Origin of the sequence: Janibacter limosus NBRC 16128 (assembly GCF_001570985.1) — a bacterium.
Taxonomy (GTDB): Bacteria; Actinomycetota; Actinomycetes; order Actinomycetales; family Dermatophilaceae; genus Janibacter; species Janibacter limosus.
The window spans coordinates 1-20,819 of sequence record NZ_BCSS01000043.1 but is presented as its reverse complement, the minus strand read 5'-3'; the positions used below and the strand labels follow the sequence as shown (position 1 = coordinate 20,819).

Annotated in this window: 19 protein-coding genes and 1 pseudogene; 17 read left to right on the top strand and 3 right to left on the bottom strand. The window is 69.9% G+C overall.

Annotated elements, in window-relative coordinates; all coding sequences use genetic code 11:
• Window positions 1-94 precede the first annotated feature (94 nt).
• Window positions 95-1,174, top strand: a pseudogene (locus JLI01S_RS17815) (Hsp70 family protein); the annotation flags it as partial.
• A gap of 565 nt (window positions 1,175-1,739) precedes the next feature.
• Here the strand turns inward: JLI01S_RS17815 and JLI01S_RS17810 are convergent.
• Window positions 1,740-1,805, bottom strand: coding sequence for a hypothetical protein (locus tag JLI01S_RS17810; RefSeq protein ID WP_439645577.1), 66 nt, complete (start codon window positions 1,803-1,805; stop codon window positions 1,740-1,742).
• A 37-nt stretch (window positions 1,806-1,842) separates the two neighbouring features.
• Between JLI01S_RS17810 and JLI01S_RS13880 the strand changes: the two genes are divergently transcribed.
• The 3 genes from JLI01S_RS13880 (at window position 1,843) to JLI01S_RS13870 (ending at window position 5,356) form a co-directional block, all read left to right on the top strand.
• The gene (locus JLI01S_RS13880) at window positions 1,843-3,243 is read left to right on the top strand and encodes a dynamin family protein (protein ID WP_157074972.1); all 1,401 of its coding nucleotides are present in this window, start codon (window positions 1,843-1,845) and stop codon (window positions 3,241-3,243) included.
• Between the two features lie 119 nt (window positions 3,244-3,362).
• Window positions 3,363-5,054 (top strand): dynamin family protein, encoded by a 1,692-nt coding sequence (locus JLI01S_RS13875; RefSeq protein ID WP_169797340.1) that lies wholly within the window; start codon window positions 3,363-3,365, stop codon window positions 5,052-5,054.
• Window positions 5,051-5,356, top strand: coding sequence for a nucleotide exchange factor GrpE (locus JLI01S_RS13870; protein WP_068265646.1), 306 nt, complete (start codon window positions 5,051-5,053; stop codon window positions 5,354-5,356). The genes JLI01S_RS13875 and JLI01S_RS13870 overlap by 4 nt, the downstream gene beginning before the upstream one ends.
• Before the next feature lie 34 nt (window positions 5,357-5,390).
• On the opposite strand, the gene JLI01S_RS13865 is transcribed toward JLI01S_RS13870, so the two are convergent.
• Complete coding sequence (locus JLI01S_RS13865) at window positions 5,391-5,975, bottom strand: hypothetical protein (RefSeq protein WP_068265644.1); 585 nt, start codon at window positions 5,973-5,975, stop codon at window positions 5,391-5,393.
• A 203-nt stretch (window positions 5,976-6,178) separates the two neighbouring features.
• On the opposite strand from JLI01S_RS13865, the gene JLI01S_RS13860 reads away from it, so the two are divergent.
• The 5 genes from JLI01S_RS13860 to mutM are packed head-to-tail and all read left to right on the top strand — an operon-like array spanning window position 6,179 to window position 9,290.
• Window positions 6,179-6,787 (top strand): RNA polymerase sigma factor, encoded by a 609-nt coding sequence (locus tag JLI01S_RS13860; RefSeq protein WP_084349449.1) that lies wholly within the window; start codon window positions 6,179-6,181, stop codon window positions 6,785-6,787.
• Window positions 6,788-6,845: 58 nt separating this feature from the next.
• On the top strand, window positions 6,846-7,442 hold the full coding sequence (locus JLI01S_RS13855) for a YceD family protein (RefSeq protein ID WP_068265640.1): 597 nt from the start codon (window positions 6,846-6,848) through the stop codon (window positions 7,440-7,442).
• 1 nt (window position 7,443) lies between these two features.
• The gene (gene rpmF, locus JLI01S_RS13850) at window positions 7,444-7,638 is read left to right on the top strand and encodes a 50S ribosomal protein L32 (RefSeq protein ID WP_068265638.1); all 195 of its coding nucleotides are present in this window, start codon (window positions 7,444-7,446) and stop codon (window positions 7,636-7,638) included.
• A gap of 12 nt (window positions 7,639-7,650) precedes the next feature.
• Window positions 7,651-8,397: a ribonuclease III gene (rnc, locus tag JLI01S_RS13845; RefSeq protein WP_068265636.1), complete on the top strand. Its 747-nt coding sequence runs from the start codon at window positions 7,651-7,653 to the stop codon at window positions 8,395-8,397.
• Between the two features lie 17 nt (window positions 8,398-8,414).
• The gene (gene mutM / locus JLI01S_RS13840; protein ID WP_068265634.1) at window positions 8,415-9,290 is read left to right on the top strand and encodes a bifunctional DNA-formamidopyrimidine glycosylase/DNA-(apurinic or apyrimidinic site) lyase; all 876 of its coding nucleotides are present in this window, start codon (window positions 8,415-8,417) and stop codon (window positions 9,288-9,290) included.
• A gap of 12 nt (window positions 9,291-9,302) precedes the next feature.
• Here mutM and JLI01S_RS13835 read toward each other — a convergent pair whose 3' ends face one another.
• Window positions 9,303-11,222, bottom strand: a complete 1,920-nt coding sequence (locus JLI01S_RS13835; RefSeq protein WP_068265632.1) for an acyltransferase family protein — start codon at window positions 11,220-11,222, stop codon at window positions 9,303-9,305.
• Between the two features lie 70 nt (window positions 11,223-11,292).
• Here JLI01S_RS13835 and JLI01S_RS13830 point away from each other — a divergent pair, with 70 nt between their 5' ends.
• The 8 genes from JLI01S_RS13830 to ftsY all read left to right on the top strand — a co-directional run.
• Complete coding sequence (locus JLI01S_RS13830; protein WP_068265629.1) at window positions 11,293-11,583, top strand: acylphosphatase; 291 nt, start codon at window positions 11,293-11,295, stop codon at window positions 11,581-11,583.
• A 43-nt stretch (window positions 11,584-11,626) separates the two neighbouring features.
• Window positions 11,627-11,944 carry a chorismate mutase gene (locus tag JLI01S_RS13825; RefSeq protein ID WP_068265627.1) on the top strand — a complete coding sequence of 106 codons (318 nt, stop codon included), beginning with the start codon at window positions 11,627-11,629 and terminating at the stop codon, window positions 11,942-11,944.
• Window positions 11,941-12,702, top strand: coding sequence for a type I methionyl aminopeptidase (gene map, locus JLI01S_RS13820; RefSeq protein WP_068265625.1), 762 nt, complete (start codon window positions 11,941-11,943; stop codon window positions 12,700-12,702). Before JLI01S_RS13825 ends, map begins: the two co-directional genes overlap by 4 nt.
• A 273-nt stretch (window positions 12,703-12,975) precedes the next feature.
• Window positions 12,976-16,566, top strand: coding sequence for a chromosome segregation protein SMC (gene smc, locus JLI01S_RS13815; RefSeq protein WP_068265623.1), 3,591 nt, complete (start codon window positions 12,976-12,978; stop codon window positions 16,564-16,566).
• A 79-nt stretch (window positions 16,567-16,645) separates the two neighbouring features.
• A complete protein-coding gene (locus JLI01S_RS13810) occupies window positions 16,646-16,930 on the top strand; it encodes a hypothetical protein (protein ID WP_068265621.1) in 285 nt (94 codons plus the stop codon).
• The gene (locus tag JLI01S_RS13805) at window positions 16,927-18,915 is read left to right on the top strand and encodes a M13 family metallopeptidase (protein WP_068265619.1); all 1,989 of its coding nucleotides are present in this window, start codon (window positions 16,927-16,929) and stop codon (window positions 18,913-18,915) included. The genes JLI01S_RS13810 and JLI01S_RS13805 overlap by 4 nt, the downstream gene beginning before the upstream one ends.
• Window positions 18,916-18,922: 7 nt before the next feature.
• Window positions 18,923-19,378: a DUF309 domain-containing protein gene (locus JLI01S_RS13800; protein ID WP_068265617.1), complete on the top strand. Its 456-nt coding sequence runs from the start codon at window positions 18,923-18,925 to the stop codon at window positions 19,376-19,378.
• Window positions 19,379-19,423: 45 nt separating this feature from the next.
• On the top strand, window positions 19,424-20,819 hold a 1,396-nt coding region (gene ftsY, locus JLI01S_RS13795; protein WP_068265614.1), incomplete at its 3' end, for a signal recognition particle-docking protein FtsY.

The window sequence follows — 20,819 nt, the reverse complement described above, 5'->3', positions numbered from 1 at the left end:
CATCCAATGTGGTGAGCCATCGGGAACGGCCCGGTGGGCGGCGATGGAGCACGTGATGTCGCGGCCCGTGGTGACAGGTACGTCGTGAGGGGCCATGACTGAGACCCAGCCACTCAGCCCGGAGCGGTATTGGCTCGCGATCGACTTCGGGACCTCCAACACCTGCGCGTCGGTACTGCGTCCCGGAGCCTCGCCAACCCCCCTCCACCTCGGGTACTCGAGCAACTCCATGCCGTCGGCGGTGCTGATCAGCGGCGACCGAGTGGCAGTCGGTGACGACGCCTTGCGCATGGCTGCGATGCACCCGACCGGTCTGGAGCGGACGCCGAAGCGACGGCTGGGCGAGCCGACGATCTTGCTCGACGGGCTGGAAGTGCGGCCGGTCGACCTCGTGGCATCCGTGATGCGTCGAGTCATCACCGTCGCGGCGCAGCAGTCGCGTGGGAGCGCGCCGAGCAGGGTGGTCATCACCCATCCTGCGGTGTGGGGCCATCACCTCCTGGACCGGCTGCGCGAGGCTGCCGCCCTCGCCGGCTTGAGCGCTGAGCAGGTCGTGCTCATCGCGGAGCCTCTGGCTGCTGCGTGGCGGCACATCGAGAACGGCACCATCGCCCTTGGGGAGGATCTCGCCGTCGTGGACTTCGGTGGGGGCACCTTCGACGTCGCCTGCCTCAGCACGGACACGAGCCCGCACGGTCTGGACCTACGGGTCGGCACCATCGACGGGATCGATCCGCTCGGCGGTGACGACTTCGATGAGCAGATCGAGCGCTGGGTGCGCGACCAACTCGTGTCGGAGGGGCGTCAGGACCTCCTCCGAGAGCTTGATGCGCCGGAAGGACTCGCGTCCAGGTTGACCTTGCGCGACGAGATCACCCGGGCCAAGCACGACCTGTCCCACCACTCCTCGGCTCCTCTGGCTGTGGTCCTGGGCGCCGAACGCCTCATTCTCACCATCAGCGCCGCGGAGTTCGAGCAGTTGATCCGGCCGGCAGTCAGTCGCGCGGTCGAGGTCACCCGCACGCTGCTGGGGGACCACGAGGTGCAGCACCTGTTCCTCACCGGTGGCTCAAGCTTGATCCCGCTTGTGCAGCGTGAGTTCCAAGAACTCACCAAGGGCCGGGTGGGCACCCTGGGTGACCCCAAGGAGGTGACGAGCGCTGGTGCCCTCGTCGCAGCTCAAGAACTCGCTCGTCCGCTTGCTGAGGGCGGACCCCACCATCCGCAAGAGAGCCCGAACCGGCGCAGACGGTGGGGGCCAGGGGTGGCGGCCGGAGTCGTGGCGCTCGGCGTTCTGGTCGGGGGTGGTGGGGTGTGGGCTTGGGCAACCAGCAACGACAGCGGAACTGGCACGGCTGGGGGAGGCGCTCCTGGCTGCCCTGGCTTGTCCTCCCAAGAGTGCGATCTGGTGACCGCTCACAGCGAGCTGGTCGAGGAAGGTAGTTGTACGGCCCAGACGATCGAGGATCCGCTGATCCTGCACAACGTCAAGTGCACCCCGGCCATCACGACGGTGACCCTCACGGGGAGTCCGGTGATCTTCCTGTCGAAGGTCGGCTCCGCCACGGACTCGACTCACGTGATCGGGGACTTCCTCCAAGGGGCCGGCGTCGACCTGTCATCCCAGGCAGCGTCCGATGTCCGGACCCCGCCTGCGTGGAACAACTGGTCTGTCGGAGGCGGCTCGGAGCTCGGCACGGTGTACTCGGTCTGGGATGAGCAGGGTGCTTCCGCTCGCCTCATCTGGACCTACACCGAGGACCACGACATCGTTCAGCTCGCTTCTGCCGACGGAGACGTCGCAAACCTCTACGACTGGTGGACGACGACCGTCCCGAAGCCATGATCGACCCGGCGGTCCTTGCCGACAATCCGGCCGGACGTCTGTGCGATCAGCTCGTCGGCGCCATCCCGCCCGAGGCGCGCGACCTGCGGGAGCGCATCAGCGCGGTCAAGGCAACCTTGGACCAGCCTCTCCGAGTGGCCCTGACGGGTCGGGTGAGCGCCGGGAAGTCCACCCTGCTCAACGCCTTGGTGGGTCGACGGATTGCAGCGACTGCCGCTGAGGAATGCACGCGCTACCCGATGGTCTTTCGATACGGCGCGCCCGAGGCCGCAGTGGGCATCACCCGTGACGGGCGTCGGTTGCCGTTGTCGATCGCGGCGCTCTTGGGCCAGGCGCCCTTCACTCCGGGGGAGCCGATCGTGTTCGCCGAGGTGACTTTGCAGAGTGATGTCCTCGAACACCTCACGCTCATCGACACCCCGGGCCTGGCAGCCACCGCTCCCCATCGACAGGTCGCGGACGCGACCATTGACCTGGCAGCCGGTGCAGAAGTGGTGCTGCACCTCTTCCGTGGGGCGGCGCGTAGCGATGACACCGCGGTGCTCGATGAGATGCGACAAAGTTCCGGTGGGCCGGATCGAGGAGCAGCCACAACCATCGGCTTGCTGTCGCACGCGGACAACCTCGGCTCCGGCGGGTGGGGGGAGGACGACGCGATCGGCCTCGCCCGCGAGTCCGCGCGCCGGGTGGCGGCCTCCTTGCCGAACCACTTCACCACGGTCCTGCCGGTGAGTGGGCTCATGGCGGAGACAGCCCGCACGGGTCGGGTGACCGAATCGGATGCTCGGACCCTGAGGGCGCTGGCCGGGCTCCCGCGCGAAGCCGCACAGTTCGCTCATGGGGTCGATGCCGACGTGCATCAGAGGTTGAGTGCGCTGCTCACGCCGTACGGACTCAACCACGGTCGGCAGCATGCCTCCACGAGCAGTGCGCTGGGGGAATGGCTCTTGGACGCCAGTGGTGTCCGGTCGCTCGAGGACGCGCTGCGGGGTGCGGCAGTTCGGGCTCGGCATGTCCGCACGGCCAGGGTCCTTGATGATCTGGTGCACGTTGCGCGGCAGGAGCCACACCTGCCGGACCTCGGCAGGTGTGTGGAGGCCTTCGCGCACAGTCCCTGGGGACACGTGACCAAGGAAGTGCGGGCCGAGCGGGTGCTCAGCCACGAACGGCCGCACAGCCCGTGGGTCAAGGACCTGCGGAATCTGTTGTCGTACCCCACGCCAGAGCAGCGGCTCGGCGTCGTACCCCCAGGGGCTGATGTCCGACAGTGGGCGACGGATCAGGCTGGCCACTATCAGGCTGAGTCCGGAGTGGCACGAGGCGGCGCGGAGCGAGAGGCGGCACGCACGCTGGCCCAATCGATGCTCCACCTGTCCCGGACGGGGACGCCGTCATGACCGTGGGGTCGGTGGGCGTCAGCACCGAGTGCGTCGACGAGGCCGTGGCGGTTCTTCGCGCCCACGGTCGCGACGACTTTGCGGCCGCCGTTCGATCGCAGGCGGACAGTCGAAGACCCTTGCGCATCATCGTGGTGGGCGAGACCAAGCGAGGCAAGAGCGCACTGACCAATACCCTCGTGGGCGTTCCCGGCCTGTCACCCGTCGGCGTCGAGGAAACGAGCGCGACCTTCGTCAGCATCGCCTCTCTGCCGGTGGGAGAGGACGAGCCGTGGGCCGAGGTCATCGGTACTGCCGGCGCACGGGTGCGCATACCGCTCGCCGATGTACCCCAGCACGCGGATCTGCGATATCTCCCCGAGGGCCAAGAGCCTCCACTCGCAGTGGAGATCCATCTGCCGCGCGGTCCACTGGGAGATCTCGGGATCATCGACTCGCCCGGGGTGGGCGGGACGGGGAGCGCTCGTTCCCGCCTCAACGAGCGCTGCGCGGCGAAGGGGGGCGTCCTGGTCTACGTGGTCGACGCAGGGTCGCCGATGGCCGGGACGGAGCGAGAGTTCCTCCTGCGCTGCGCAGCGAGGCTGGAGCACGTCGTCGTCGTGGTGACGATGACCGACAAGTACCCCGCGACGTGGCAGTCCATCGTGGGCGGACTCGGGACCCGGCTGGCCGCTGCGTCGGAGCACCTCCGCGAGGTCCCGGTGATCGGCGTGTCCACGGTGATGTTCGAGTCGGCGCGCAACCTGGCCCCGGGCGATCTGCGGGATGAGCTCATCCGGGACAGCGGGATCCCGCGCTTGTTGGGGACCTTGGCCGGCATCATCGCTGACCGCGACCGGATCCCTCGTGACAACGCCCTGCGTACGGCCCGCTCCGGGTTGGAGCAGATCGTCTTCGAGCTCGAGCGGGCGCAACTCCTCACGAACCGGGCGTACGCCGCGCGGCTCGAGGAGGAGGTCGCGGTGCTCAAGGCCAGGCGGGAGGAGATCGCGTCCACGCGTGGGCGCTGGGCCCTGGATCTCGACCGCGACCTCTCGCGCCTGCGCACTGAGGTGCTCCGAGCCGCCCGCACCGCATTCGACGAGCTCGAGACCGACGCGCGTCTGCGGATCGACAAGACGCCGCTGGGGCCCCGGCGCAAGGACTACGTGCGTGCGCTCACCATCGAGATGGTCAGCGAGTACGCACTCATACGCGACGGGCTCGTCGACATGCTTGACGACGGGGTCAAGGAGATCGTCACGCGGATGTTCGGCGACGCTGTCCTGCTCGACGACATTGCCGGGAGGGTCGCGGCAGGAACGTCGGCGGCCCCAGGAGGTGGGGCGGTACGCCGACCCACCGATCTGTTTGACCCCATGGTGGTCAGCAGCCTCGCCATCGGCGCGTCCATGGCTGAGCGTCTGACGATGGCGGTGACCGACAGCCCCTCATCGAGCATCGTCGGACCGGTGAGCCTCGCCGGCGCCGGGGCCTGGGTGGCCTTCAACCTCGCCTTCCGCGGCAATCGTGTGGAGCGCTCGCGACTGTCCGGCGAGCTGCGATCCTCTCTTGCGCGACAGCGTGTCGAGTTCGGTGAGTACGTCGACGGCTGGCTGCGTGAGATCAAGCCCGAGGTCGCCGTTGCCTTCCGGTCGCACCTCGACGCGCAGCTGGCTGTGGTCACTGACGCCGCACGGCGGATCCGCGAGGCAAGTGAGGGCACCGAGGAGCAACGTCGAGCCCAAGCAGAGGCGCGCAGCACCGCCCGCGAAGAACTCCGTGCTGCGATCGCCTCCGTGGACGCGGCCATCGCAGGAGGTCGACCATGACGTCCATGGAGGCAGGGCACACCTCGACGGTTGCTGATCTGGTGCGTGCCTACGACGTGGCCGTCACGGAGGCCGAGCGGGTCGACGTGGAGGCTGCCCTCGACATGCTCGGCGTGCACCGGTTGGTCATCGGCAGGGGAGACCCGGTTGACCCGTCCCGACACCACGTGGTCCAGGCTCTGCCGCCAGGCCCCCACCGGACGCCGGGAAGCATCATCGACGTGGTTCGCCCGGGCTGGGTCGCAGCTCACGGCGTCATCCGTCCCGGCGACGTCCGGGCCACGACGCAGGAGCCCGGATGATCTCACCGGCCCAGGTACTCACCGGCCCAGGTACTCACCAGTCGTCGTCGTCATCATCATCGCCACGGATGATGTAGTCGATCGCGTCATTCTGGCTGTCGATCATGTCCCGGACCTGCCCGCGAAACTCTGGGTCGGTCTCGAACTGGGGTGAGTTGATCAAGTCTGCGAAGGGGCCCTTGTAGCCACCATCAGTCGTGGTCGTCGTCGACGCCGGCGTGGCAGCCTGGAGCGTGCCGTCGCCGTTGTGGTCGACGAGGGTCTGCTCGAAGACACCGTCCTGGTTGGCGTCGACGTGGATGGTTTCGAAGAGCCCGTCGCTGTCCACGTCATTGAAGGCAATCTCGCTCGTCCCATCGGCATTCGCATCGACCAGAGCTGACTCAGCGCTGCCGTTCTGGTCCGCGTCGAAGGCTGTTGCCTCGTGGTGACCGTCCTTGTCGATGTCCACCAGATACTGGTCGGCGATCCCGTCGCCGCCGGTGTCGACACCGATCGTCTCGTACACCCCGTCGCCGTCCATGTCGTTGTAGGAGTAGTCGACGACGCCGTCGCCGTCCTGATCGATGAGGTAGTCATTGATGCCGTCGCCGTTCGTGTCAGCCCACCACGTGTCCATGACCTGCTCCTGCCAGCCGTGGCGGCACGCTCAGATGCGGGCCGTCTCCACCATTGGATGCGAGCCAAGGTGCTTTGGTTCCCGGCATCCGTGACATGTGCTGACCAATGCGTGACCTTGCCCTGACGATTCATTGACGATTGGTGGGATCCGCCAGAGACTGGACGCGTCCGGGAGGCACCCGGGGTGCGTAGGTGAGGGCCATGACCGCTCCGTCAGAGGAGGCAGTGCTGATTGCCTGCGCCCAAAGAGGAGATGCCCAGGCCTTCGGGCAGCTCGTCGAGTCCTGCCGTGCCCGCCTGTGGCCGCCCGTCCTGCGCGTGACCGGCAACCCGCACGATGCTGCGGACGCGATGCAGGACGGGATCGTGTCCATGTGGCTGAACATCGGGTCCTTCCGGGGGGAGGCGCGCTTCGGGACGTGGGCCCACCGGGTCGTCATCAATGCCTCGTTGGCCCTCGTGCGTCAGCGCCACGACATCCCGTGCGAGTGGGTGTGCGCTGACGTGACGGCGCAGGGATGGGACCTTGCTGAGATGGTGGTGCTCCGGGACGAGGTGAAGCGGGCCGTCACCGCGCTGCCGGACCAGTTCCGGGAGGCCTTGGTCCTTCGTGAGTACGGCGGTTTCAGCTACGCAGAGATTGCCCGGTACCAAGGTGTCGAGGTCCAGACCGTCAGGAGTCGACTGCATCGAGCACGCGCCGCGGTGGCCGCCACGGTCACCCGTGCAGAGAGTGGCGAGGGGTTGAGTCTGCGGGCCGCAGAGGGTGTCCGGTTCGCGAGTTTGGGGCGAAGGGGGTCACCCCGGTAGTCTGGTGCGTCGGTCTACGTCGTCGTGTCGTGGACCGTTCTGTCGGAGACTTGGAGCCATGGACCGCAACGCCCCCGCCTCACGTTTGGTACTCGATGCCAAGAACGTGGGCCGCAGACCCGGGTCGATGCATGAGATGGATCTTCAGGCTGATGCTCCAGCCGATTTCGGCACGGATGTGCTGTTCGTACCCGAGGGTCAGACCTTGGACCTGAAGGTGCGGATGGAGTCCGTGCACGAGGGTGTGCTGGTGACTGGAACGGTCTCTGCCACAGCGGTGGGAGCCTGCGTGCGGTGCCTGGACGAGATCGACCACCCGGTGGTCAACCACTTCCAGGAGCTGTTCCTCTGGCCGGATCGGGCGAAGCACCACCGCGAGGTGGATGCCGAGGCCGATGAGCAGGATGAGCACAAGATCGAGGACGACAAGATCGACCTCGAGACGGTGCTGAGGGACGCGGTGCTGCCGAGCCTGCCGTTCCAACCGGTGTGTCGGGAGGACTGCCCGGGACTGTGCTCCGAGTGCGGAGCCAGGCTCGAGGACGACCCGGACCACCACCATGAGCTGATCGACCCCCGGTGGGCGGCACTCGAGGCGCTTGCGCCTCTGGCTGCCTCCTCGGGGGAATTGGACAACGAAGAGAAGAGGAACTGACGTGGCCGTCCCGAAGCGGAAGCTGTCGCGCTCCAACACCCGTAGCCGCCGTGCGAACTGGAAGGCAACGCCCACCGCGCTGTCGACCTGCCCGCAGTGCAAGAACCCGGCGCCGGCCCACCAGGCCTGCCCGAGCTGCGGCACGTACAAGGGTCGCTACTACGCGACCGCGGACCGCACCGAGCACCAGGCCTGAGTCGCCTGTCGCATGAGCGACAGGACCTCATCGCAGCAGCGGCCCGTCGAGGAGCTCTCCCGATACCTCACCGAGGTGACAGGGGAGCCCGTCGACGAGCCGCTGCTCACGCGTGCCCTCACCCACCGCTCGTACTCCTACGAGCACGGCGGTCTGCCGCACAACGAGCGGTTGGAGTTCCTCGGGGACTCCGTGCTCGGGCTTGTCGTCACCGACCACCTGCACGCCACGCATCCCGACCTCACCGAGGGTGAGCTGGCGAAGCTGCGTGCCGCGGTGGTCAACATGCGTGCCCTGGCGGACGTCGGGCGCGCCATCGGTCTGGGTGACTTCGTCAGCCTCGGCCGTGGCGAGGAGACGACCGGCGGTCGGGACAAGGACTCGATCCTCGCCGACACGGTCGAGGCCGTCATCGGCGCGGTCTACCTCTCCACCCCCAAGCCCCGCGGGCTCGAGGCCGCTGGCCTGCTCGTGCACTCCCTCCTGGACCCGCTGATCAAGAGCTCGGCGAGCCTGGGGGCCGGCTTGGACTGGAAGACCTCGCTTCAGGAGGTCGCGGCCGCGCAAGGCCTCGGTGGGGTCCACTACCGCACCAGCGACGAGGGCCCGGACCACGACAAGACCTTCACCGCTGAGGCGGTCATCGCCGACGTGGCCCGTGGACACGGGAGCGGCCGGACCAAGAAGGTCGCTGAGCAGCAGGCTGCTGCGGACGCCTATGCCGCGCTCACGGCCGGCCAGCCGGCCACCTCGGCCTGACGTGGCGAGGCTGCCACATGCCTGAGCTGCCCGAGGTCGAGGTCGTGCGTCGCGGCCTCGCCGACCACGTGGCCGGGCGGACCATCGAGACGCTCTCGCTGCGCGGCCACCGCGTGGCCCGCCGGCACGAGCCGGGCCCGCGTGATCTCGAGGACCGTCTGGCCGGACGCACGATCACCGGCGCGCACCGGCGCGGCAAGTACCTGTGGCTCTCGCTGGCGGATGCCCAGGACGCCGTGCCCGATGAGGGCCTCATCGTCCACCTCGGCATGAGCGGGCAGATGCTCGTCACCGACCCCGAGGATGCCGAGGCCAAGCACACCCACGCGCGGATCCGGTTCGCCGACGGCGGGCGAGAGCTGCGCTTCGTCGACCAGCGCACCTTCGGAGGCTTCGCCCTGGCCGATCTGGTCGACGGTGTGCCCTCGAGCGTCGCGCACATCGCACTCGACCCCTTCGACCCCTACTACGACCGCGATGCGGTCGTGCGCGATGTCAAGGGCAGACGGAGCGGGATCAAGCGGGTGCTGCTCAACCAGACCGTCGTCTCGGGCATCGGCAACATCTACGCGGACGAGTCCTTGTGGCGCGCCGGGGTGCACGGGGAGCGGCTGGCCAGCGACCTGACCCGGCCGGCCATCGGGCGCCTCCTCGACCATGCGCGCGATGTCATGGCGGAGGCCCTGGCCCAAGGCGGCACGAGCTTCGACGCCCTGTACGTCAACGTCAACGGTGCCTCCGGATACTTCGACCGGTCGCTGTCCGCCTACGGGCAGGAGGGGCGCCCGTGTCCGCGCTGCGGAACGACGATGCGGCGGGAGCAGTTCATGAACCGCAGCTCGACCAGCTGCCCGCGCTGCCAGGTGCGGCCCCGTGGCGCTACATCTGCCTAGGCAGATGCGGGCTCACGGACGGGGGAGCTCCTTGAGCGTGACGGTCTTGCCCGTGTGCTTCTTGGTCAGGTCGGCGAAGGCCTGACGGACGGTCGCCGCGTAGGTGTGTGCGCCGCCGAGAGAGGGGTGGATGCCGTCCGACTGCAGGTCGGTGGCTGCCACGGCGGAATCCCAGTCGGCGAGAGCAACATTGGGGTGCTTGCCGGCGATCTTCTTCAGCGCCGCGTTGTCGTCGTCGATGCGGGAGAGTCGGTCCGCGTGCAGGTTGACGATGACGACCATGCGGTCGTCGCCGATCTCGTTCAAGATCGCCTCGACGGTCTCGGGATCGGTCCCGGCATTGGTGCCGAAGGCGAGCACGACGGCTCGGCGCAGTGAGGGTCCGGCGGACTCGACAGCGGCCAGTCCGTCGCTCCACCGACGGTTGGAGCGGGCGTCGATCTGGATCCCGGGGAAGTAGTACTCGAGTGCAGGGACCGACCCGACGACCATGGAGTCACCGAAGACGTCGATCTCGTCCCCGGTGGGCATCGTGAAGCTCGCCGTCCCGGAGAAGGTCGGGGCGGGCTCGGTCTTGCGCGGGGCAGCCGCACGGGCCTGGTTCTGCTCGATGGTCCGCTGCGTGGTCGTGGTGTCCGGGGCCGTCACGAGGACGATGCCCAGGACCAGCGCCGATGCGACGACGACGCCGAGGACCACGCGGCGGGTGCGCACGGACCGCAGCAGGGTGAAGGCGCCCAGGATCCGACGGCCGGTCTCGCGGAAGCCGAGTCGCCGCACCGGTGTCTCGACGAAACGGAATGACAGGTCCGCGAGGGCGAGGGTCACGACGATCGCCCACACCCGCGTCCACACGAAGGCGGAGGTGCCGGCGTTGGTCGGGATGTCCTGGGCGACGATCAGGATGACCGGCCAGTGCCACAGGTAGATGCCGTAGGAGCGCTGCCCGACCCACGCCAGGGGCGGCAGCTCGAGGACGGTCCGCAGCCTCCCGGGCCGCTCCACGGCGGCGAGCAGGAGGATGGCGCTGGCCACCGAGATGAGCGGGATGCCGAGGGCGAAGGTCCAGGCGTGCTCCTCGCCGGCCAGGGCGAAGAGGGCCGCGATGGTGGCGACCGCCCCACCGACGAACCACCGGCGGTGGGCGCACCACCTGGGATGGGTCGTGTAGGCGCGAAGGGGGCCGGTCCAGACGATCGCCAGTGACGCCCCGAGCATCAGGCCGAAGAGATGGGTGTCGGTGCCGTAGTAGGCGCGGGTGGCATTGGCCCCGTCGTAGGTGAGGGCCATCATGACGGCAGAGGCGACGCCGACGCCCAGCACGATCGTGGCGAGCGCGCCCTCGGTGAGGGCGAAGCGGCGGTGCAGCGTCAGCAGACCGAGCATCACGAGCGGCCAGAAGAGGTAGAACTGCTCCTCGACCGCGAGGCTCCAGAAGTTCATGAACAGCTGCGGGGAGCTGGCGGCGAAGTAGTTGCTGCCCTGGGCGATCTCGAGCCAGTTGGTGGAAAAGGTCAGTGCACCGAGCGCCTGACGGCGGACCCCGACGAGCAGGTCGGCCTCGACCGTCCGGGCGATGAGGATCGCGGCCGGGACGACGACGAGGAGGGCCGGCAGCAGTCGGCGGGCCCGGCGGGTCCAGAACCCGCGCAGGTCGATCCGGCGGGTGGCGCGACGCTCGCGCACGAGCAGCGTCGTGATGAGGAAACCGGAGATGACGAAGAAGATGTCGACGCCGAGGAAGCCGCCGGGCAGCCACGCAGGATCGAGGTGGAAGATCACCACGGCGACGACGGCGAGGGCACGCAGGCCGTCGAGTCCGGCGAGGTACCCGCGAGGAGATCGCTTGATCGCGGGCGTGCTGACCTCGGGGGAGGCCGCAGCGGGCGCCGAGGGGACCTCGACGTCGGCGGTGGCGGTTGGCTGACCCACGAGGTCGACGCTAAGCACTCAGGGGGCCGTGGTGGGGGAGGCGCACCGTGGGACCGGTAGTTTCGCGGGCATGAGCAGTGCGGCGCGCGCGACCTTGTTCGTCCGGGGACGGGTCCAGGGAGTGGGCTTCCGGTGGTGGACGAGGGCCAGGGCCCTCGAGCTCGGGCTCGTCGGTCATGCCCGCAACATGGACGACGGAAGGGTCGAGGTCGTGGCGGAGGGACCCCCTTCGGCACTGGATCGTCTCGAGGAACTGCTGCGCGAGCAGCCCTCCACCACCCGCCGACCGGGCAGCGTCACCACCGTGGTCCGACAGGACGCCAGCGCGAAGGGAGCGACCGCCGGCTTCGTCGAGAAGTGAGATCGAGTCGGGTGGCCGCGCCACGTGACCTAGCCTTGGCCGGGTGAGCGAGACACATCCCGAGCTGCTGCGGCTGCGCCAGTCCATCGACAACATCGACGCGGCCCTGATCCACCTGCTGGCCGAGCGCTTCAAGGCCACCCAGAGCGTGGGCGTGCTCAAGGCCAGCATCGACCTGCCGCCGGCCGACCCCGCCCGCGAGGACCGCCAGATCGCCCGGCTGCGCGGCCTGGCCCGTGACGCAGGTCTGGACCCGGTCTTCGCGGAGAAGTTCCTGAATTTCGTCATCGCCGAGGTCATCCACCACCACGAACAGATTGCGGGGCGGCAGGCCGGATCCGCAGAGGACGCAGACGCATGATCGAGCTGAAGACCCCCCAGGAGATCGAGGCCATGCGGCCCGCAGGACGTCTGGTCAGCGATGTCCTCCAGCGGCTCGGTGAGACCGCCACGGTCGGCACCAACCTGCTCGAGCTCGACGCCCTCGCCCACGACATGATCCGTGCGGCCGGTGGGAGCTCCTGCTACATCGACTACCACCCGTCCTTCGGCGCCAGCCCCTTCGGCAAGGTGCTGTGCACGTCGGTCAACGACGCCGTCCTGCACGGGCTCCCGCACGACTACCACCTGCGTGACGGCGACCTGCTGTCGGTCGACTTCGCCGTGTCCGTGGGTGGCTGGGTCAGCGACGCCGCACGCTCCTTCGTCGTCGGCACCCCCGACCCCGAGGACCTGCGCCTCATCGACACCACCGAGAGGGCGCTCGCTGCCGCGATCGAGGTCGCGCGCCCGGGCAAGAAGACCGGTGACATCAGCGCCGCGATCGCCGCCGTCGCGCGCAGCGAGGGCTACTCGATCAACACCGACTTCGGTGGCCACGGCGTCGGTCGGGAGATGCACGGCGACCCGCACATCTCCAACGACGGCCGCGCCGGTCGGGGCATCCCCCTGCGCCCCGGTCTGGTCATCGCCATCGAGCCGTGGTTCCTGGCGACCACCGACGAGATCTTCACCGACCCCGACGGCTGGACCCTGCGCAGCGTCGACGGCTCCCGTGGTGCCCACAGCGAGCACACCATCGCCATCACCGACGGCGACCCGATCGTCCTGACGGCGTAGCCCATCCGTACTTCCTGCTGGGTCGGGTCGGTTGACGACCCGCCCGTGATCCGCCACGTCGCCGATCCGCGCTGGCCTACCTGCGGGTACGACGTGCACCTGGCTGGGCCGGCACCTGCTGGCCCTTGGGTTGCCGCGGATCCCAGGCGCGTTTTTCCCATGGGTGCACGTCGTACCCGCAGGTAACTTCCGCGCTGGCTCAAGCCCCAGAGGCCCCCCGCACCGTAGAGTGGGCCCGGATCGTCCGCCGTCAGCCCGAGGAGTGTCCCGCTCGTGTACGTCAAGAGCCTCACCCTCAAGGGCTTCAAGTCCTTTGCCTCGGCGACCCACCTGCGGCTCGAGCCGGGGATCACCTGCATCGTCGGGCCCAACGGCTCGGGCAAGTCCAACGTCGTGGATGCCCTGGCGTGGGTGATGGGGGAGCAGGGGGCCAAGACCCTGCGCGGCGGCAAGATGGAGGACGTCATCTTCGCCGGGACGACCGGTCGGGCGGCGCTCGGGCGCGCCGAGGTGACGATGACGATCGACAACACCGATGGTGCCTTGCCGATCGACTACTCCGAGGTGACGATCAGCCGCACGATGTTCCGCAACGGCGGCTCCGAGTATGCGATCAACGGCACCTCCTGCCGGCTGCTCGACATCCAGGAGCTGCTGTCCGACTCCGGTATCGGCCGCGAGATGCACGTCATCGTCGGGCAGGGGCAGCTCGACGCGGTGCTGCGGGCGACTGCTGAGGAGCGACGCGGGTTCATCGAGGAGGCCGCAGGTGTCCTCAAGCACCGCAAGCGCAAGGAAAAGGCGATCCGCAAGCTCGACGGGATGGAGGCCAACCTCTCCCGCGTCGCCGACCTGACCACCGAGATCCGTCGCCAGCTCGGCCCCTTGGGCCGTCAGGCCGAGACCGCACGCAAGGCTGTCGTCATCCAGGCCGATGCGCGTGACGCCCGGTACCGGCTGCTCGCCGATGACCTCGTGCGGATGACGTCTGCCCTCGAGCAGGAGGTCGCCGACGAGCAGGCGATGCTCGAGCGCCGCAAGACCCTGGAGCAGGCGGTCCTTGCCGCCCGCGCACGCATCACCGAGCACGAGGAGGCGGGCGCCGCGGCGGCTGCCGACCTCGCCGCCGCCCAGCAGCGGGCCGTGCGCCTGGCCTCGCTCACCGACCGGCTGGTCGCCACCGCCTCCCTGGCGGCCGAGCGGGTGCGTCTGCTGGGGCAGGACGAAGAGGTCGAGACGACGAGCGGCCGCGATCCGGAGGCGCTGCGTGCCCAGGCGGCCCAGGCCAGGGCCGACGAAGAAGAGCTGCGAGCCGAGATCGGCCGGATCACCGAGGACCTCGCCGAGGCGGTCGCCGCACGAGAGGGCCTGGAGCAGGCCTTCACCGCCGAGCAGCAGCGCATCGCCGCGCGTGCCCAGAGGGTCGCGGACCGACGAGAGGGTCTGGCCAGGTTGGCCGGCCAGGTCGGTGCCCGCCGCTCCCGCATCGAGGCACGTGAGGCCGAGGTGGGTCGTCTCGAGGAGAGCGTCGCCACGGCGCTCGCCCGAGCCGACGCGGCCGAGCGGGACTTCCACCGGCTCGAGGGCACCATCGCTGACGAGGAAGGCAGCGAAGAAGGCCTGGACGAGGTCTACGAGCGGGCGGTCGAGGAGCACGACGCGGCCGCCGACGAGGTCGAGCGGATCGTCGAGGCCGGCCGGACAGCCGATCGGGACCGTCAGTCCGCCCAGGCCCGCCTCGAGGCGCTCGAGCTGAGCCTGCGCCGCAAGGACGGGGTCGAGGCCCTGCGTGAGGCTGCCGAGGGGGACCACGAGATCCTCGGCTCGGTCGCTGAGCTCGTCACCGTCATCGGTGGGCACGAGGCCGCGGTCGCCGCGGCCCTGGACCAGGCCGGCAATGCGCTGGCCGTCGGCAGCATCGCTGCGGCGGCGCGAGCGGTCGAGCGGCTGCGGACCGACGACTCCGGGCGGGCGACCCTCGTCGTCGGGGCCACCGCGCGCCCCTCCGACCGGAGCGCATGGCCGGACCTGCCCGACGGCGCCGTGTGGGCCCTCGATGTCGTCGAGTCGCCCGACGGGGTGCGACCGGCGGTGGAGCAGGTCCTCGAGCGGGTCGTGATCGTGTCGGACACACCCGCGGCCCTTGCGCTCCTCGACGAGGTCGGTGACCTCACCGCCGTCACGCAGGACGGAGATGTCTACGGGCCCGGATTCGTCCGAGGTGGCTCCAGCGCGGCCCCCAGCCTGCTCGAGCTGCAGGCTGCTGTCGACGAGACGCGCACGACGCTGCAGGACGCGACGCGCCGCAGCGAGGAGTCGACCTTCGCCCTCACGACGGCCCGCAATGTCCTCGCCGAGCGCCGCGAGGCCCTGGATGCCGCCATGGAGGCCCTGCACGAGTCCGATGCCCGGATGGCTGCCGTCGCCGAGCAGCTCGGGGGCCTGGGGACGACGACCCGCACGGCCAGGGCCGAGGCCGAGCGCACACGGGCCAAGATCGCCGACATCTCCACCGCTCTGGAGGGCGACCGCACCGAGCTCGCCGAGCTCGAGCAGCGCCTCGACGACGCGTCCGCGACCCCCGAGGACGACGAGGCCGACGCGACCACCGACGACCGTGAGCGCCTCGAGCTCGAGGCACGGGCTGCTCGCACCGCCGAGACCGAGGTGCGCCTCGCCCTGCGCACCAAGGAGGAGCGGGCCCGCTCACTGCACGGACGCGCCGAGTCGCTCGAGGGTGCTGCGCGCAACGAGATCGCCGCACGCGAGCGACTGCGGGCCCGCCGGGAGCGCCGTCGCCGCGAGGCCGAGGTGGCGGCTGCCGTCGAGACCGCGGCCCGTTGGTCGGCCGACCGCATCGCCGATGCCGCTGCGACAGCTGCCCAGCAGCGCGACGCGGGGGAGGCCGAGCGGGTCGAGCGTGACGAGGCACTGAGGGGGCTGCGCACCGAGCTGACCGGCCAGCAGGACTCCCTGCGTGAGCTGACGGACGAGGTGCACCGCGACGAGGTCGCCCGGGCACAGCAGATCGCCCGGATCGAGCAGCTGCAGGGCAAGGCGATCGAGGAGCTGGGTGTCGACCCGGACGTCCTCATGGAGGAGTACGGCCCCCACCAGCTCGTCCCGCACGTCGCCGGCCCCGACGAGGACCCGGAGGCGGAGGACTTCCCGCAGCCGCAGGCGTATGTGCGCGAGGTGCAGGAAAAGCGGCTGCGCACGGCCGAGCGCGGGCTGAGGGCGCTGGGCAAGGTCAACCCCCTGGCGCTGGAAGAGTTCGCGGCCCTCGAGGAGCGGCACACCTTCCTCACCACCCAGCTGGAGGACCTGCGCCAGTCGAAGAAGGACCTGCTGGCGATCGTCGCCGAGATCGACGAGCGGGTCGAGCAGGTCTTCTCCGAGGCCTTCGCGGACACGGCCGAGCAGTTCGAAGGGGTCTTCTCCCGCCTCTTCCCGGGCGGCGAGGGCCGCCTCATCCTCACCGACCCGAGCAACATGCTCACCACCGGCATCGAGGTCGAGGCTCGCCCACCCGGCAAGAAGGTCAAGCGACTCTCATTGCTCTCCGGAGGAGAGCGCTCGCTCGTCGCGGTCGCCCTGCTCGTGTCGATCTTCAAGGCGCGACCGTCGCCCTTCTACATCATGGACGAGGTCGAGGCGGCCCTGGACGACACCAACCTGGGGCGCCTGATCATGCTCTTCGAGGAGCTGCGCGACTCCAGCCAGCTGATCGTCATCACCCACCAAAAAAAGACGATGGAGGTCGCGGACGCGCTGTACGGCGTCTCGATGCGGGGCGATGGCATCACCACGGTCGTCAGCCAGCGGCTGCGTGATGTCGCGCCGGGGCAGGCGCAGCCCGTCTGACCTCCCTCCGTCCGAGTCCGTGAGGGTGACGACGGCGGGTCGAGTTGAGCAGCCTCGCCGGAGAGAGGACGATGGGCGCATGACCGCCATGATCGTGGGGCTCCTGCTCTGCCTCGTCCTGTCCGTCGCCGTCATGGCACTGGTCGCCATCCCTGCGAGGCGGGAGGGGCGCGAGATCCTCACCGCCCGCGGCGAGCGAGTCGTGGTCAAGGTGCGCGAGGGCGCCGACGGTGCGGCGAGCCGCACCTCCGGCCTGATCTCCAGCGCCGCGCCCGCAAAGCGCTCCGCCGCCGACTCCGAGCCACCCAACAAGCACGGTGTACCCGCCAAGCACGGTGTTGCCGACAAACGAAGGGCCTCATGAGCTCCGCAGTCGACCGCACTCCCGGATTCCGGGGCCCCGTCGACCCGCGGGTGCGTCCGCAGGACGACCTCTTCGGGCACATCAACAACCACTGGCTCGAGGCCGTGGAGATCCCCGCCGACCGCGGTCGCTACGGGGCCTTCGACGTCCTGCGCGAGCGCGCCGAGGAGGACGTGCGCGTCCTCATCGAGGAGGTCAGTGCCACGGTCGAGTCGGGCCAGGTCGCGGCCGACGACGTCGCCGGCAAGGTCGGCGCCCTCTACCGCTCCTTCCTCGACGAGGCCCGCGCCGACGAGCTCGGTGTCGAGCCCATCGCTGACCTCCTCGCGAGCGTCGAGGAGGTCACGAGCATCCCCGACCTCATGGCCCTGACCGGCCGGTTGGCACGCGCTGGCGTCAGTGGCGTCGTCCTGCCCTTCGTCAACACCGACGATCGTGACTCCTCGCGCTACGTGCTCTACCTCGAGCAGGGCGGATTGGGCCTGCCGGACGAGTCGTACTACCGCGATGACCAGCACGCCTCCACGCTCGCCGCGTACCGCGAGCACGTCGCCCGGCTCTTCGTCCTGGCTGTCGGCCTCGACGACGAGGCGGCGGCCGAGGCAGCCGCCCGCGTGGTCGACCTCGAGACCCTGCTCGCGGAGAGCCACTGGGACCGGGTGACCAACCGAGACCCGATCAAGACCTACACGCTCGTCGACGCCGCGGAGCTCACCGACCTCGCCCCGGCGGTGGACTGGGGTGCCTGGGCCGTGGGGCTCGGGGCGCAGGCCCCCTTCGCCGAGGTCGTCGTCCGTCAGCCGGACTTCCTGCGCGGACTCTCCCTGGCCCTGGGCAACACCGACCTCGCGACCTGGCGTGACTGGCTGCGGCTGCGCATCGTCCAGGCGCACGCGGCCTACCTCGACGCGCGCATCGTCGCGGCGGAGTTCGACTTCGTCGGTCGCACCCTCTCCGGCATCCCCGAGCAGCGTGCCCGGTGGAAGCGTGGTGTCTCCCTCGTCGACGTCTCGCTCGGCGAGGCCGTCGGGGAGCTCTACGTCGAGCGCCACTTCCCGCCGGCTGCCCGCGAGCGGATGGCTGAGCTCGTCGACAACCTGGTCGAGGCCTTCCGTCGGTCCTTCGCCGCGTCCGAGTGGATGGGAGCGGCGACGCAGCAGGAGGCCATCGCCAAGCTGGAGGCCTTCACGCCCAAGGTGGGGCACCCCGTCACCTGGCGTGACTACTCCGCGCTCGAGATCCGTGAGGGCGACCTCGTGGGCAATGTTCGCCGCGTCGCCGCCTTCGAGGTCGACCGGGCGCTCGCCAAGCTCGACGGCCCCGTCGACCGGGACGAGTGGTTCCTCACGCCCCAGACGGTCAACGCCTACTACAACCCCGGACTCAACGAGATCGTCTTCCCTGCCGCGATCCTGCAGCCGCCCTTCTTCGACGCCGAGGGCGACGACGCCGACAACTACGGCGGCATCGGCGCGGTCATCGGGCACGAGATCGGGCACGGCTTCGACGACGCCGGCTCGACCTTCGACGGCCAGGGCAACCTGCGCGACTGGTGGACCCAGGAGGACCGGACCGCCTTCGAGGAGCGCCGTGACGCGCTCGTCGCCCAGTTCGACCGCCTCACGACGCGCAACGCGCCCGGTCACACGGTCAACGGCGCGCTGACCGTCGGCGAAAACATCGGTGACATCGGGGGTCTGGCCATCGGCCACGCCGCGTACCTCATCGCGGCCGGCGAGTCGGCGAGCGAGGCCGACGCCGACGGGCTGACGGGGGAGCAGCGCTTCTTCAGCAACTGGGCCCGCGTCTGGTGCGGCGATGCCCGCACCGAGGAAGCCGTGCGTCTGCTGTCAATCGACCCCCACAGTCCTCAGGACGTGCGGGCCAATGCCGTGCGCAACATCGACGCCTTCCACTCGGCCTTCGGCACGGGTGAGGGCGACGAGATGTGGCTCGACCCGCAGGAGCGGGTCTCGCTCTTCTGAGCCGCGGATGTCTGACGATCGAGACCGTGACGCGCGCGGCCGGGCCGAAAATGCTCGGCCCCGCGACGGCTTGGGGCGTCCGCTGCCGCACGGGAGCGCAGGCGTGGAGAGGGTCGAGGTCCGCGATCGCACGCCCGACGAAGCACTCGCTGACGCGCAGGACTACCTCGACCGGGACATGCCCTTCCACGCCCACGAGGTCCTCGAGGAGCAGTGGAAGGTGGCGCCCGACCCCGAGCGGGCACTGTGGCAGGGGCTGGCCCAGCTGGCGGTCGGCCTGACCCACCAGCGTCGCGGCAACCTCCGGGGGGCGACGAGCGTGACGACCCGAGGCGCCGATGCCATCGCGCGGTACACCGTCATCGCCCCGCACGGCATCGACGTCGGCGGATTGCTCGCGTGGGCGCGTGCCCTCGCTGCCCGACCCGAGGACGAGGCGAGCGTGCCCTCCCTTCGCTCCTGACGGCAGTTCGTCGGCGCCGCACGATCCTGCGAGGATGACCCCGTGATGGGTATCGACACACTGACCGAGTACATCGCCGTGGCCGTCGGCCTGCTGCTCCTCCTCGGGGGACTTGCGGCGGGGCTGCTGCGCGGCGGAGGCGGCAAGACCAAGGAGCTCCCGCCCGAGCACCGTCCCCCCGAGCGGCCCAAGGGCTCGACCGACCACCGCAGCGGGACGATCGTGCTCGACCGCCCCAGCGAGCATGCGCAGCCCCAGGCTCCACCGGAGGAGGCGAAGGGGGAGCAGCCGCCGGTCGCGCAGCCCGAGACCGAGGCGACCACCGAGCCGGTCGCTCAGGACGAGAGCGCTCCGGCCGAGCCGACGACCGACGCGACGGACGAGGACTTCGTCCCGCCGGCCTCCGACGAGGGCGCCGAACGGGCCCGGACGCTCCCGCCGGTCGCCGAGAGCCCCCCGGAGACTGAACCAGAGGTCGAGGTCGAGGTCGAGCCTGAGCTCGGGGCCCAGCCCGAGCAGCAGATCGACACCCCGGCGCCCACCCGTGACCGGATGCGAGCCCTGCGCTCGCGGTTGGCCCGCTCCAACGGCGCGATCGGCAAGGGCCTGCTCGCCCTGCTCTCCCAGGGCACGCTCACCGAGGAGGACTGGGAGGAGGTCGAGGACACCCTGCTCATCGCCGACCTCGGGATGGAGCCGACGACCGAGCTCGTGGACTCCCTGCGTGAGCACGTGTCGGTGGACGGCACCACGGACCCCGAGGTGGCCAAGGACTGGCTCTACTCCGATCTGCTCGCACTCGTCGATCCCAGCCTGGACCGGGGCCTGGCCGCATCGCGCGTCGGCGACCGACCCGCCTGCATCCTCGTCGTCGGAGTCAACGGCACCGGCAAGACGACGACCGTCGGCAAGCTGGCCAGGGTGCTCGTCGCCAACGACCGGGACGTGCTGCTCGGCGCGGCCGACACCTTCCGCGCTGCTGCTGCGGACCAGCTCGAGACCTGGGGCGCCCGCGTCGGCGTCCCCACCGTGCGCAGCGACCGTGAGGGCGCCGACCCGGCAGCCGTGGCCTTCGACGCGGTCAAGGCCGCCGCGGACGCCGAGGTCGACGTGGTGATCATCGACACCGCCGGTCGTCTGCACAACAAGGTCGGCCTCATGGACGAGCTGGCCAAGGTCAAGCGGGTCATCGAGAAGCAGACGCCGATCGACGAGGTCCTGCTGGTGCTCGACGCGACGACGGGACAAAACGGCCTGGCCCAGGCCAAGGTCTTCGCCGAGGCGGTCAACGTCACCGGCGTCGTCCTCACCAAGCTCGACGGCACGGCCAAGGGCGGCATCGTCGTCGCCGTGCAGCGTCAGCTGGGGGTCCCGGTCAAGCTTGTCGGCCTGGGCGAGGGACCGGACGACCTGGCTCCCTTCGTCCCGGAGGCCTTCGTCG